General features: G+C 43.4%; 10 protein-coding genes. 9 read left to right on the forward strand and 1 reads right to left on the reverse strand.

The window, feature by feature from the left end; genetic code table 11:
* The 6 genes from NCCP2222_RS17730 to NCCP2222_RS17755 all read left to right on the forward strand — a co-directional run.
* The coding region (locus NCCP2222_RS17730) for a S41 family peptidase (protein ID WP_248513719.1) at window positions 1-657 on the forward strand (657 nt) is incomplete at its 5' end.
* Between the two features lie 152 nt (window positions 658-809).
* The gene (locus NCCP2222_RS17735) at window positions 810-1,718 is read left to right on the forward strand and encodes a CobW family GTP-binding protein (RefSeq protein WP_248513720.1); all 909 of its coding nucleotides are present in this window, start codon (window positions 810-812) and stop codon (window positions 1,716-1,718) included.
* A 184-nt stretch (window positions 1,719-1,902) separates the two neighbouring features.
* A complete protein-coding gene (locus tag NCCP2222_RS17740) occupies window positions 1,903-2,712 on the forward strand; it encodes a CAP domain-containing protein (RefSeq protein WP_248513721.1) in 810 nt (269 codons plus the stop codon).
* Window positions 2,713-2,813: 101 nt separating this feature from the next.
* A complete protein-coding gene (locus NCCP2222_RS17745; RefSeq protein ID WP_248513722.1) occupies window positions 2,814-4,205 on the forward strand; it encodes a spore germination protein in 1,392 nt (463 codons plus the stop codon).
* A complete protein-coding gene (locus NCCP2222_RS17750) occupies window positions 4,202-5,221 on the forward strand; it encodes a GerAB/ArcD/ProY family transporter (RefSeq protein WP_248513723.1) in 1,020 nt (339 codons plus the stop codon). The genes NCCP2222_RS17745 and NCCP2222_RS17750 overlap by 4 nt, the downstream gene beginning before the upstream one ends.
* Window positions 5,218-6,294 carry a Ger(x)C family spore germination protein gene (locus tag NCCP2222_RS17755; RefSeq protein WP_248513724.1) on the forward strand — a complete coding sequence of 359 codons (1,077 nt, stop codon included), beginning with the start codon at window positions 5,218-5,220 and terminating at the stop codon, window positions 6,292-6,294. The genes NCCP2222_RS17750 and NCCP2222_RS17755 overlap by 4 nt, the downstream gene beginning before the upstream one ends.
* A gap of 30 nt (window positions 6,295-6,324) precedes the next feature.
* On the opposite strand, the gene NCCP2222_RS17760 is transcribed toward NCCP2222_RS17755, so the two are convergent.
* Window positions 6,325-7,671, reverse strand: coding sequence for an MATE family efflux transporter (locus tag NCCP2222_RS17760; RefSeq protein WP_248513725.1), 1,347 nt, complete (start codon window positions 7,669-7,671; stop codon window positions 6,325-6,327).
* Window positions 7,672-7,821: 150 nt separating this feature from the next.
* Here NCCP2222_RS17760 and NCCP2222_RS17765 point away from each other — a divergent pair, with 150 nt between their 5' ends.
* The 3 genes from NCCP2222_RS17765 to odhB form a co-directional block, all read left to right on the forward strand.
* Complete coding sequence (locus tag NCCP2222_RS17765) at window positions 7,822-8,898, forward strand: undecaprenyldiphospho-muramoylpentapeptide beta-N-acetylglucosaminyltransferase (protein ID WP_248513726.1); 1,077 nt, start codon at window positions 7,822-7,824, stop codon at window positions 8,896-8,898.
* Window positions 8,899-9,097: 199 nt separating this feature from the next.
* Complete coding sequence (locus tag NCCP2222_RS17770) at window positions 9,098-11,911, forward strand: 2-oxoglutarate dehydrogenase E1 component (protein WP_248513727.1); 2,814 nt, start codon at window positions 9,098-9,100, stop codon at window positions 11,909-11,911.
* A gap of 57 nt (window positions 11,912-11,968) precedes the next feature.
* The coding region (gene odhB, locus NCCP2222_RS17775) for a 2-oxoglutarate dehydrogenase complex dihydrolipoyllysine-residue succinyltransferase (RefSeq protein WP_375709212.1) at window positions 11,969-13,008 on the forward strand (1,040 nt) is incomplete at its 3' end.

A 13,008-nucleotide genomic window follows, 5' to 3' on the forward strand; every position in this document is an offset into this window, starting at 1 on the left:
TCCGACCTTTTCGTTGAAGAGGGGAAAAATCTCTTCCAATATGAAGGGAAAGATGCCATGCCAGAAGTATATGTCGCTTCGGATGGAAGAAAAGTGAAGGTTCCTGTATCACTTGTTGTGGACGAGGGAAGTGCTTCTGCTTCAGAGATTCTAGCAGGCGCCATGAAGGAATCTGCCCATATTAAACTGGTTGGCATTAAAACATATGGCAAAGGGACTGTCCAGACACCGAAAGATATGAAAGATGGTTCCAATTTAAAATTGACGACTGCGAAATGGTTAACACCAGACGGCAATTGGATTCATAACAAGGGAATTGAACCGGATATCGAAGTGCCATATCCGTCTTACGCTTCATTGCCTTATTTGGATCCTTCTGAAGAAATGAAGACAGGTATGGTTTCTCCTGTTATTCAATCAGCAGAGGAAATGCTAGATGCAGTTGGTTATGATCCAGGCGAAGTGGATGGCCTGTTTGACACGAAGACCGAACAAGCTGTACAGCAATTGCAAAAGGACCTTTCTTTAAAGGTTACAGGCGTTCTAACTGGAGAAACGACATTCGGCTTGATGAACAAGCTGCGTGAAAAAATCAAAACGGATGACCCGCAATTGCAGAAGGCGAAAGAGGTCGTATTAGAAGAAGTGAAGAAGTAAAACCTTCCTTCATCAATACCGTTGGTTTGCAGTTCAATGCAGTAGTACATGACAATCGGCAGAGAGGCGACTCTCGTAGGCGACCGCCCGCGAAAGTACCTTTCTGCCTTTTTCATTTAGTTTGAATATAATTGGTAACAGGAGGCATTCAAATGATCGACGTATATCTTTTCAGTGGCTTTCTTGGCAGCGGCAAAACTTCGCTGTTACTTAACGCAATTCAAGAAGTGAAGCAGCAAGGCAAACAACCTGCTGTGCTGATGAATGAATTTGGTTCTCTCGGGTTTGATACCGACCGGGTCGGCCAAGAAGGAGATATTCCATTAAAGGAATTGCTAAACGGATGCATTTGCTGCACGGGTTCAGAAAAAACGGAAGCCCAGCTGCAGGGACTATTAGAGGATTATGCACATATTGATGTCATTTTCATCGAGACATCAGGCGCCGCCCATCCCGTCGAAGCTTTAGATGCAGTCTATTCGCCTTTGTTTGCTGATCGACTACGGATACAGGGAATTGTTACAGTGGCAGATGTAAAACGATGGATTGAAAGGGACAGCCTATCACCTAGGATCCGTTCTCTTTTCATAGAACAAATTAGACATGCGAGCCTCATATTGGCGAATAAAGCTGATCTAGTGACCGAATCGGAGCTTGCCAGTGCGACAGTTGAGCTATCTCAATTGAATAGTACAGCACAGATTATCCAGACGGTTAATGCTAAAATCCCTTTTGCTTTCATTGAAAAAACACTAAACGCACTCCAATTCGAAAAGGATAAAGAGATTGTCTCGGGGAAAGGCATCCCGCTTAGCTCAAAATTAATTACGTTCGATGAGCCGGTAGATCAAGAAGATTTCGAAGGGTGGGTGAAGTCACTTCCGGAGACGGTATACCGGATGAAAGGCTATGTCCCGATCAAAGGATCTGGACATCCGTATTTATTCCAATATGCTTACGGATTAGTCCATTGGTTGCCAGAGTATGTGAAAGTGCCGCCTCGTGTCGTGGTAATTGGAGAAGGGGTACAGCAGATCGAATACCGCCCCCGGTACTCCTGAATACACCTATTGTCAACCCCATCATGCTTGTAATAATATGAGAGACATCCAAACATGTCCAATCTGGACGTTTTCATTTCCCTTAGTTCACGTATTTTTGACGGAACTGGATAGGTTGGAAAGCGTTGGGTATTCTCGTTTCCTTCCTTACGTTATGATAGTTTACGAAGGGAGGAGTTATAAGATGAAAAAATCGATGGCAGTCATCTTGCTCGGTTCGGCTCTACTTATGTCGAACAACCACAATGCTGAGGCTTCTTACTATAATAACGAGAAGGCTCCAACTAATGAGGATATCAAATGTTATGTATATGAAGGTAACAATGCATATAGCTTCTCCAGCCAAAAAGAAGCACAAGAGTTCCTCAATAACTATAAAAATCAATGGGAAAACTATTTCTCAGGCTTTCAAGGGCACAAACCAGTTGTCAATAAGCCGGTTCAACAGCCAAAACCTGAAAAGCCAGTAGAACAACAAAAACCGACACCGCCAAGCAAACCGGTTGAACAGGCGAAACCGGTTGAAAAACCAGAAACTACAGTCCCTAGCAATCCAAATCAAAACACGGATTCTACTGTTACGAATAAACCAGAAACAACACCAACAGCAACATCTGCTTCCGCTATTGAAAAAGCGGTGCTTGACTTGACGAATGCTGAAAGACAAAAGGCAGGTCTGAAGCCGTTAGCAATGGATGATAAATTAATGAAGTCAGCACGTGCCAAATCTACTGATATGGCATCCAAAAAATATTTTGATCATAATAGCCCGACATACGGTTCTCCATTCGATCAAATGAAATCGTTTGGTATCTCTTATCGTTCGGCAGCTGAGAATATTGCTATGGGTCAACATTCAGCGGAAGAGGTTGTCAAAGCGTGGATGGAATCACCAGGCCACAGACAAAACATTCTTACACCGGAATTTACTCATATCGGTATTGGCTATGATGCAAATGGCAACTATTGGACTCAGCAGTTTATCCAAAAATAATAAGAAGAGAGAAAAAGACGAGACAGACCAGTTCTGTCCCGTCTTTTTCTATGAATAAAATCAACCCTTTTTACCGATAGTGCCCTTATGGGGTGACAAACATGAAACCGAATATCGAGCATGTGAAGAAACTAGTGTATGAAACGGATGATTTATTTGTAAAAATGATAGACTGGCCGTTTGAAGAGGGGATTATCTGTTATTTTACAACTCTGGTCGATGGCGGGGAACTGAACAAGCAGCTGGCGCTTTTAAAAAGACAGGCAGAAGCTAAAACGCAGAATTGGGCTATTTCGGCAGCTTCCTCTTCTTATCCTTATACCGATGATAAGCTGCAAAATCTACTCAGTCTCGGAGAAACAGCAATTATTTTTCCTAACGCAAATATTATTGTCGCCATCAACTTGAAAAAGGAGCAGGCGAGAACGACAGACGAACCTGAGAATGAACATGTAATCACTGGCTCGCATGAGGGATTTATTGAGAATAAAGATACTAACATCGCCCTGATCCGCAAACGGCTCCTACGTGCTGATTTTGTTGTTAAAAATTTATATACAGGAAATAAAAACAGTGATATTGTCACCTACGCATATATAGCTACAGTTGCAGATCCGCAACTCGTGAAGATGATTGATAACAAATTAAGTGCCATTTCATCGGATGAGTTTTTTACCCCCGGCCAACTAATCGAGTATATGGAGGAACATACTTGGTCTCCGTTCCCGCAATTGCTTGTGACAGAAAGGCCAGATCGGGTGGCATCTAATTTGCTGGAAGGCCGGATCGTGCTCTTAATGGATAATTCGCCGACAGCTATATTAGGACCGGTCACCTTGTTTTCATTTTTTCAAACGCCTGACGATTTTAATAGTCGTACATTAGTAGGTTCATTTTATCGCTTGTTGAGAATATTTAGCTTGATTACGGCTATATTCTTGCCTGCATTTTATGTTTCCGTTGTTAGTTTTCATTCAGAGATATTGCCAATTGAGATTAGTAAGCAGGTCAAATTGGCAATTAATGAAATACCATATCGTCCTTTTCTTGAAGCATTCATACTAGAAATATTCATTGAATTAATCCGAGAGGCAAGTATGCGGCTGCCGACACCTATCGGACAGACAATTGCTATTGTTGGCGGATTGGTTGTCGGTGATGCGATTGTCAGTGCTGGGTTAGTTTCTAACCTAATGGTAATTGTAGTTGCCATGACCGCAATATCTAGTTTTGTCATTCCCTCAGCGGAGATGAACATGACAATCAGAATTTTACGTTTTCCCTTTATGCTTGGCGCCGCATTATTCGGTTTTTTTGGCATGGTGATTGGCCTGTTGTTGCTGTTTATACATCTTCTTAACTTGCGTTCTATGGGTAGACCTTATTTTTCACCGGTTATTCCCTTTGATTTTACGCGGTTTAAAGATATTTTTGTTCGCCTGCCGTTTTTACGATTTCTTCGTAACGGTAAAAAGAAAGGGGTGCGTGAATGAAGTTTTCACTCACTCCGATCCAATTTTTCTTAATTATATTTCTGTTGCAAACCGGAAGTGTATTTATTACATTTCAGACACGTCTATTGGAAGGGGCAGGACGTAATGCATGGGTAGTATTTATTATGACAGGAATCCTTCATTATCTCTTGTTACTATTTTACGAACGCCAGCATTCACGCTTTCTGCCTGGACCATTTGTTTTATTGTTATATAAAATGTATTGGATTTATATTAACGTCTTGTCGCTGTCGAATATTTTGTATTCTTTAGCCATCTGGCTTTATCCTAATACACCTTCCATCGTCTTATTGTTATTCATTGTTTTTGTTTCGTTTTACGCTAACTGCTGTAAGCCGGATACAATTATTAATTTGCCAGTTATTATTATCCCTGCCATTCTAATATTTTTTTTCTCTTTGGTGTTTGTCTTCCCGGACTTGGAATGGACTTGGCTTTTTCCATTGGACTTGAAGGATGTTGAACTGGTGTTGAATGGTTTTCTAATATCCCAGGTGACGGTTGTCGGAGCTGCATCTTTTTTGTTTCTGAGAAAACGTGTTGTCTCGGATGTAAAGATGATTGGTTGGCCAATTGCAATATATGCAAGCTTTTGGTTTCTCTTCTTCTTTATGTCACTGATTGTCGTTCAGTTGTTTTTTCCACTGGAGACCATTGCGATCGTCCCACAAGCATTGCTCTATTTATTAAAATCCCAAAAGGTCAATTTTGTAGAAAGGCTTGATCTTTTTTTCCTGTTCATCTGGATGATGTGGAGTATGATCACTGTCATTCTCTTTGCTTTTTTAATTCGTCTCGTTCATGCAGAAACAAACTCGGGTAAGCAGTACAAATTCAACCTTCTGATTCATATGGTATTTCTACTTGTGCCACCTTTCTTTGCAACGCGCGATCGATTGGAAATGCTCAGGGAGCCTTTGGTATACCTACATCTAACCATTGTGGTCGTGCTTCCGATCTTTGTATTTATTAAAAATAGGAGAAAAACAATATGAGGATCCAAAAGGGCATAATTATAGTCATTCTGACATTATTTCTAAGCGGTTGTTGGGATGAAACACAATATAAGGATTTAACGATTGTGCCATTGATTGGGATTGAAGGAGAAGAAGGAGATATTACTGCAATGTTTGCGTTTCCGACGTTTCAAAATGGGCAAATTGAATATTCCTCCTCGCAAGGGAAAGGTATTTCGACAAGAGCGGCTCGTTCTGATGCAAACCTTCAAACAATGGAAGCACTGGACATGGCGCATTTAGAGGTTATTCTTATGTCTGCGGACTTAGCTAAAACTGACTTCGCCCCCTCCTTAGACATGTTCTTCAGAACGCCAAGGAATCGGATTACAAGTTATATGGCCATTGTGGAAGGGGATATGGCCACCTACTTTAACCCGCCCGGAAAAATGAAAAGCGAAGTATCGTATTTTTATCCGGAATTGCTTCGGACGGTTGTACTTTATTCATATGGTGCCAACTTTACTCTTCAAGATGCAATGAAGACCATGTTTGATCCGGCAATTGATCTGGCATTACCATACTTGCAAATAAATGAAGAGACCGGAATTCCGAAAGTAGTCGGCAGTGCATTGTTCAGCAAACAACGATATACCGGAATCACCTTGTCGTCTTCAGAATCTATTTCCTCGGTAATCATGGCAAACAAGATAAACAAATACGCCAGGATAACTTTTGAGTGGGAAGCCAAACAGACCCAAATCACAGTCAATGTTATGCGAGTGAAAAAGAACTGGAAGATCGGAACCGATACTATTTCTGCTTCATATGACCTGGATATATCAGTTGAAGAATATGCACCACACAATCTACACGAAAAAAAGAAGCGTGAAGAGGTCACGGCTTTTCTTGAAACGAGTTTCAAGGAGCATTTTGATGCGGTGATTAAGAAGTCACAAGAAGCGGAAAGTGATATTTTAGGATTTGGCAGGAAAGTGCGTGCATTCCATTCCGGTTTATGGAACCAAGGGGATTGGCAAAAAACATATGCGGATTTGCCGATAGAAGTGGAAGTCAATGTACGGATGAAACTTACCAATATTGCAGAATAAAAGGGCATTCCCAGAATAGGGAAGCCCATTTTAATTAGAAAAGCGATGTTGTATAGTTCTAAGCCGGAAACTTAGAATGATTGCGCCAACAGTCAATCCGGTAATTAGACCAATCCAATAGCCTAGTGGTCCAAGGTTGGTAAAACTTGCCATCAAATAACCAACAGGCAAACCAATAAGCCAAAATGACACTATTCCCATCATGAAAGTGACATTGACATCTTTATATCCTCTAAGTGCCCCTTGAATCGGTGCTTGAACAGCATCAGACAGTTGAAACAGAGCTGCGAAGATGAAGAACTGCATGGATAATTTGATGATCTCCAAATCCTTTGTGTACAAAGAAGCGATTTGCTCTCGAAATAACAGCAGAATTGCAATGGACAGGAAACTGAATGCAACGGCAAGACAGATTCCGAGAAAACTGTACTGTTTGGCGTCCTGGTAACGTAAAGCTCCTGCTGACTGACCCACCATAATTGTTGCCCCCATCGAAATACTCAATGGCACCATATATAGCAAAGAGGTGAAGTTTAAGGCGATTTGATGTGAGGAGATGACTTCAGTCGAATACTTACTCATAAATAACGTGACAACCGAGAATATACTTGTTTCAACAAAAATGGAGAGACCGATCGGCACACCGATTTTAAGAATTTCCATTATTTTTTTGAATGAAATGTGTTGCCATTGAGCGAATAGGGAAAAGTTGTGAAAAGGTTTCCGTTTCCACGCGATGGCAAAAGCGATAGATAATACAATCCAATAGGTAATTCCTGAAGCATATCCAGCCCCGGCCCCTCCTAATTCGGGGAATCCAAAATTCCCGTAAATCAGCAGGTAATTCAATAGTATATTGATAGGGGCCGAGAGCAGTATGATGAGCATGGAGACCCTTGTTGCACCCAATGCGTCAAAGAAAGAACGCAATACAGTATACATGAATAGAGGAATTAACCCGACACTCATTCCAGTTAAGTAATTGGCCGCGACTATCCTAACCGGCTCATCGAGCGGCATATGATGTAACATAGGACGAACGCCGAATTGTATAACGAGGAATACAAGTACAGCCAGCAAAATGGAAACGTATAAACCTTGCTGGACATTCGGCCTGACTTCCTCTTCCTTTCTTCCTCCGACTAATTGGGCGATAATAGGTGTCAATCCAAGCAGGATGCCTGAAAGCCCGGTGTAGACCGGCACCCAGAAAGAGGAGCCGATTGTTACGCCAGCCAGATGGTATGTATCGTAACGCCCGGTCATCAGAATATCGAAGAATGTCATCAAATAAAGTGCGACTTGCGTAATAAGGATCGGCAGGACGATTTTAGCAAAGATGCCTGTCTTTTTCTTAAGTGAGATCGATTCTGCCAATTGGAATCCCCCTTTGTCAGTGGCAGTAATTGTTTTTACGTTGTTAATTGGAGAAAGCGTCAATCGACTACTATTGTATCACGTTTTTTTTGCTATAATAGCATGGAAGTTCGAATAAGCATTTACTTGATAATTGAGGTGAACGGCCAAATGAAACGGCCTATTGTTGTTTTAACGGGCGGCGGAACAGCGGGACACGTATCTGTGAACGAAGCCCTGATTCCAGAATTCCTTGAAAGAGGGTATGAAGTCCACTATATCGGTTCGTACGATGGTATCGAAAAGGAGCTGATTGGACAGGGGCGCCCTGAAGTAACCTATCATGCCATTCAGAGCGGTAAGCTTCGAAGGTATTTTTCGATGAAAAATTTTACAGATCCATTTAAAGTAGGAGCCGGGGTAATGCAAGCTTTCTCGATTCTCAGAAAGCTCAAGCCGGACATCGTCTTTTCTAAAGGCGGATTTGTTTCCGTTCCCGTCGTCATGGCGGCCAGAATGGCAAAAGTGCCTGTTGTAGTGCATGAATCAGATGTTACACCGGGGCTGGCCAATAAATTAGCCCTTCCGATGTCAAATCATATTTTCACTGTTTTCGAAGAAACGCTGCAGTACGTGCCATCTGAGAAATCGACATGCACGGGTCCCGTCATTCGTCCTGAATTATTTCTGGGTGACCGGAAGGAAGGCTTGCGAATAGCCGGCTTGTCTGGAGAAAAGCCGGTCATTCTCGTGATGGGAGGCAGCCAGGGGTCTGTTGTGCTGAACGAAGCGGTCCGTAAAGAACTGGACTGGATTGCAGAGAGGTTTGAAGTCATCCATCTTTGTGGGAAAGGCAACAAAGACGCGGCGATGGATCACGTAACAGGCTATACGCAATTTGAATACGTTACGGATGCATTGCCACATTTGCTTGCTGCGTCCGATTTTGCTGTGTCAAGAGCAGGTTCGAACGCCATTTTTGAAATGCTTGCTGTTCAAAAACCGATGCTCCTCGTTCCTTTATCTGCTGCTAAAAGCAGGGGAGACCAGCTATTGAATGCTTCCTTATTCAAATCTTTAGGAGTCGCTCACGTAATTACCGAAGAGGAACTGGAGAAGACGCGGCTCTCTGATTTGATTTCTAATTTGGCGTCAGAAAAAGATGTATTGATCGCCAATATGAAAAAGTATAATCAGACGAAATCACCTGAATCGATGGTCGATTTGATCCTGTCGTATAAAAATTAGCTGGAACTGCTTATCAAAGGTGCCTGGCTGTTAGAAAGAACAGTTGCAAGAAGAAAGAAACAGGTGTATCCTTGGTGACGGTATAAATATGGTTATCTTAGTATTAAACCCTTTCAGTTGACTGTTTTGAATGGTATTATTAATACGGATAAACAATATAACACAATATGCCTATAGGCAAATGTGGAGGTCATTTTACATGTCGAACAATGTTGGTTCCCATCGTTCACCATACTCGGTATTCTCGGGGCCGAACCTTGGGTATGTTATGGAGATGTATGAGCAATTTAAGACATCCCCTGAAGCGGTTGATCCGCAATTAGCGGAAATGTTCAAGACCTACGGCGCTCCAGTCATGGAGAACGGAGATGTGGCTGTATCAGGTTCTGCAAGTATCCCATCCGGAGACTTCAGCAAAGCATTGGCAGCCTATGCGTTAATAGAAGCGATTCGCACGCATGGCCATTTGGCGGCTGATATTTACCCGTTGAAGGACCATCCACGTGACGCTTCAAGACTAGAGCTAGCTAAGTATGGCCTGACTGAGAATGATCTACGGGCTTTACCAGCTTCCTTGTTCTTGAAAAACGTTCCTGCAACTGTGGAAAACGGTTTGGACGCAGTCAACTACTTGAAAGATTTGTACACAGGTAAAATTGCGTATGAATTTGCCCACCTCGTAGATGACGAGGAACGGAACTGGATTCAAACCAAGATCGAAAACAACGAAGTAGCAGTCAACTTATCAAGCGATGAGAAGAAAGAACTGCTGGAGCGTTTGACAAAAATTGAAGGGTTCGAAAAGTTCATCCACCGGACATTTGTCGGTGCAAAACGTTTCTCCATTGAAGGTCTCGATACACTTGTCGTGTTCCTTGATGAATTAATGCGCAAATCGGAGGAAGCCAAAACGAAGAAGGTACTTATCGGCATGGCTCACCGAGGACGTTTGAACGTTCTTACCCATATTTTAAATAAACCATATGAAATGATGTTTGCAGAATTTGCAGGTGTTCCTTCATTAGAATTCCTTCCAAAAGACGGTTCAGTTGAAACGTCCCGCGGTTGGTTTGGCGATGTGAAATACCACTTGGGTGCATTATATAAAGGGAAGTCAGGCACGGAGCGTTTCCTTGCATACAACCCTTCACACTTGGAAGTTGTGAATCCTGTTGTTGCGGGACAAACAAGAGCCGCGCAGGAAAACACAGATCAACCGGGTATGCCAGAGCAGGATATGAATGCTGCATATGGCGTCATGATCCATGGTGACGCTGCTTTTCCTGGTCAAGGCATTGTACCGGAAACCTTCAACTACAGCCGTGTAAGAGGATATCGTACGGGTGGTACGGTCCATGTGATCGCGAATAATACGATCGGTTTTACGACAGAGTCGTATGATTCCCGTTCTACTTTGTACGCATCTGATCCGGCAAAGGGCTTTGAAGTACCTGTGCTTCATGTCAATGCAGATCATCCTGAAGCAGTAATTGCTGCGGCTGCACTGGCGTTCGAATATCGCCAGAAGTTTGAAAAAGATATTTTAATCGACTTGATCGGATATCGTCGTTACGGCCATAATGAAATGGATGAACCATTAGTTACGAACCCGATGATGTATCATGTCATTCATAAGCATCCGACTGCACGCCAGTTGTATGGCGCTGAATTGGTTGAAGCTAATCTGATGACAAAAGAAGCGGTCGACAAGATGGATGCCGATGTTTATGCAGTGATGCAAGCCGCTTATGACAACGTGAAAAATCATTCCGCAGACGTCAAGAAGCCTTCAAACGCAACACCTGAATCCGTATTGGCCGGTATGCCGAGAGATGTAGAAACAGGGGTGCAGGAGGAAAGACTTCAACGAATGAATGAAGAACTTCTTACATACCCAGACAATTTCACGGTATTCAGCAAGCTGAATCGGATTTTAAAGCGTCGCGAAGAACCTTTTAAAGGCAAATCGAAAGTGGATTGGGCACATGCTGAGCAATTGGCATTTGGTTCTATTATTCAAGACGGCAATCCAATCCGTCTGACAGGACAGGACGTCCAGCGCGGTACTTTCGCACATCGTCATCTTGTCTTACACGATGAAAAAACAGGAGAGGAATTTGTGCCTCTTCATCATATCAGCGGAGCAAATGCTTCTTTCGTTGCATATAACAGCCCTTTAACTGAATTTGCAGTCGTGGGTTATGAATTTGGTTATAACTTGGAAAAAGACAAGGCACTCAGCATTTGGGAAGCACAATACGGTGATTTCGCTAATATGGCGCAAGTCATGTTTGATCAGTTCGTATCTTCCAGCTATTCCAAGTGGGGCCAGCAATCAGGATTAGTCCTCTTGCTTCCTCATGCTTATGAAGGGCAAGGTCCTGAACACTCCAGTGCACGTTTGGAACGTTACTTGCAACTATGTGCTGAGAACAACTGGACTGTTGCAAACTTATCGAGTGCAGCAAACTATTTCCATATTCTGCGCCGCCAAGCGAAAATGCTTGGAACAGATGCGGAAAGACCGCTTGTTATCGTGTCTCCAAAATCATTGCTTCGTCATCCGCTCGTTGGAGCAGATGTATCCGACTTGTCAGAAGGACATTTCAAAACCGTTCTTGAACAGCCTGGCACTGGAACGAAGCCTGAAAAAGTGAAGAAAATTCTTTTCGCAAGCGGAAAAATGGCAATTGATCTGGCTGAACAAGTGAAAGACGGAGAAGGTTTCGATCACTTGCATATTGTCCGGGTGGAACAATTGTATCCATTCCCTGCTGAAAAGATAGCAGAAATCGTGGCACGTTTCCCGAAAGCGAAGGAGCTTGTTTGGGTACAGGAAGAACCGAAAAACATGGGATCCTGGTCATTTGCTTATCCTTACTTGCAAGAAATCGCGGAAGGCAAGGCTATTTCTTATGTCGGACGAATCCACCGTGCGAGCCCATCCGAAGGAGACGGCGAATCCCACAAGAAAGAGCAGAACCGGATCATCGAAGAAGCTCTTAAAAAATAAAATCTGTAGTTGCTAGCTTTACACCGGAATAACGGTAGAACAGAGGAGGAATTTATTGTGGCAGAGATCAGAGTACCAGAACTTGCGGAGTCGATTACTGAGGGAACAATTGCAAAATGGCTAAAACAGCCAGGAGAAAGTGTAGAACAAGGCGAATTCATCGTTGAACTCGAAACAGATAAAGTTAACGTCGAAGTCATTTCTGAAGAAGCCGGCGTTATCCAGGAGCTACTTGCTGCTGAAGGTGATACAGTTGAAGTCGGTCAAGTGATTGCGATTGTCGGAGCAGGCTCCGGCGCACCAGCCCAATCCGCTCCGGCTCCAAAAACAGAAGAAGCACCTGCAGCTAAAGAAGCTAATGCTGAAACTCCTGCACCTCCAGCTGCTGCAGCTACGGGAGCAGTAGAGGAAGGCTCTTCAGATCGCACGATTGCAAGCCCAGCAGCCCGCAAATTGGCACGCGAAAAAGGCATCGATCTAGCGGCAGTATCACCAGTCGATCCGATGGGACGCGTCCGTGCACAAGACGTTCAAGCACACGGAACTGCTCCGAAAGCAGCTGCGCCAGCACCTGCTAAAGCTCCAGCTGCTGCACCGGTACAAGACGGCCGTGAAACACGCGAAAAAATGACGCGCCGCCGTCAAACAATCGCTAAACGTTTGCTAGAAGTGAAGCAATCCACTGCAATGTTGACTACTTTCAATGAAATCGACATGACAGCGGTTATGGAACTCCGTAAACGCAAGAAGGATGAGTTCTTTGAGAAGAACGATGTCCGCCTTGGCTTCATGTCTTTCTTCACGAAAGCTGTTGTTGCGGCACTTAAGAAATATCCATATGTCAACTCCGAAATCGACGGGGACGATCTCATTATGAAGCACTACTATGATATCGGTATTGCTGTTTCTACAGAAGGCGGCCTCGTTGTTCCGATCGTACGTGATGCAGACCGCAAAAACTTTGCGGAAATCGAAGATACGATTGGTGAGCTTGCTAAAAAAGCGCGTGATAACAAATTAACTCTTGGCGATATGGCTGGCGGTTCATTTACAATCACAAACGGCGGAGTGTTCGGTTCCTTGCTCTCCACACCAAT

Origin of the sequence: Sporosarcina sp. NCCP-2222, assembly GCF_023168145.1 — a bacterium.
In the GTDB taxonomy this organism is placed as follows: domain Bacteria; phylum Bacillota; class Bacilli; order Bacillales_A; family Planococcaceae; genus Sporosarcina.

What these genes read in the sequence shown, in the direction of transcription:
- NCCP2222_RS17770 (WP_248513727.1), top strand. Translation starts at nt 9,098, where the DNA reads ATGTCGAACAATGTTGGTTCCCATCGTTCACCATACTCGGTATTCTCG.
- NCCP2222_RS17745 (WP_248513722.1), top strand. Translation starts at nt 2,814, where the DNA reads ATGAAACCGAATATCGAGCATGTGAAGAAACTAGTGTATGAAACGGAT.
- NCCP2222_RS17750 (WP_248513723.1), top strand. Translation starts at nt 4,202, where the DNA reads ATGAAGTTTTCACTCACTCCGATCCAATTTTTCTTAATTATATTTCTG.
- NCCP2222_RS17735 (WP_248513720.1), top strand. Translation starts at nt 810, where the DNA reads ATGATCGACGTATATCTTTTCAGTGGCTTTCTTGGCAGCGGCAAAACT.
- NCCP2222_RS17755 (WP_248513724.1), top strand. Translation starts at nt 5,218, where the DNA reads ATGAGGATCCAAAAGGGCATAATTATAGTCATTCTGACATTATTTCTA.
- NCCP2222_RS17765 (WP_248513726.1), top strand. Translation starts at nt 7,822, where the DNA reads ATGAAACGGCCTATTGTTGTTTTAACGGGCGGCGGAACAGCGGGACAC.
- NCCP2222_RS17740 (WP_248513721.1), top strand. Translation starts at nt 1,903, where the DNA reads ATGAAAAAATCGATGGCAGTCATCTTGCTCGGTTCGGCTCTACTTATG.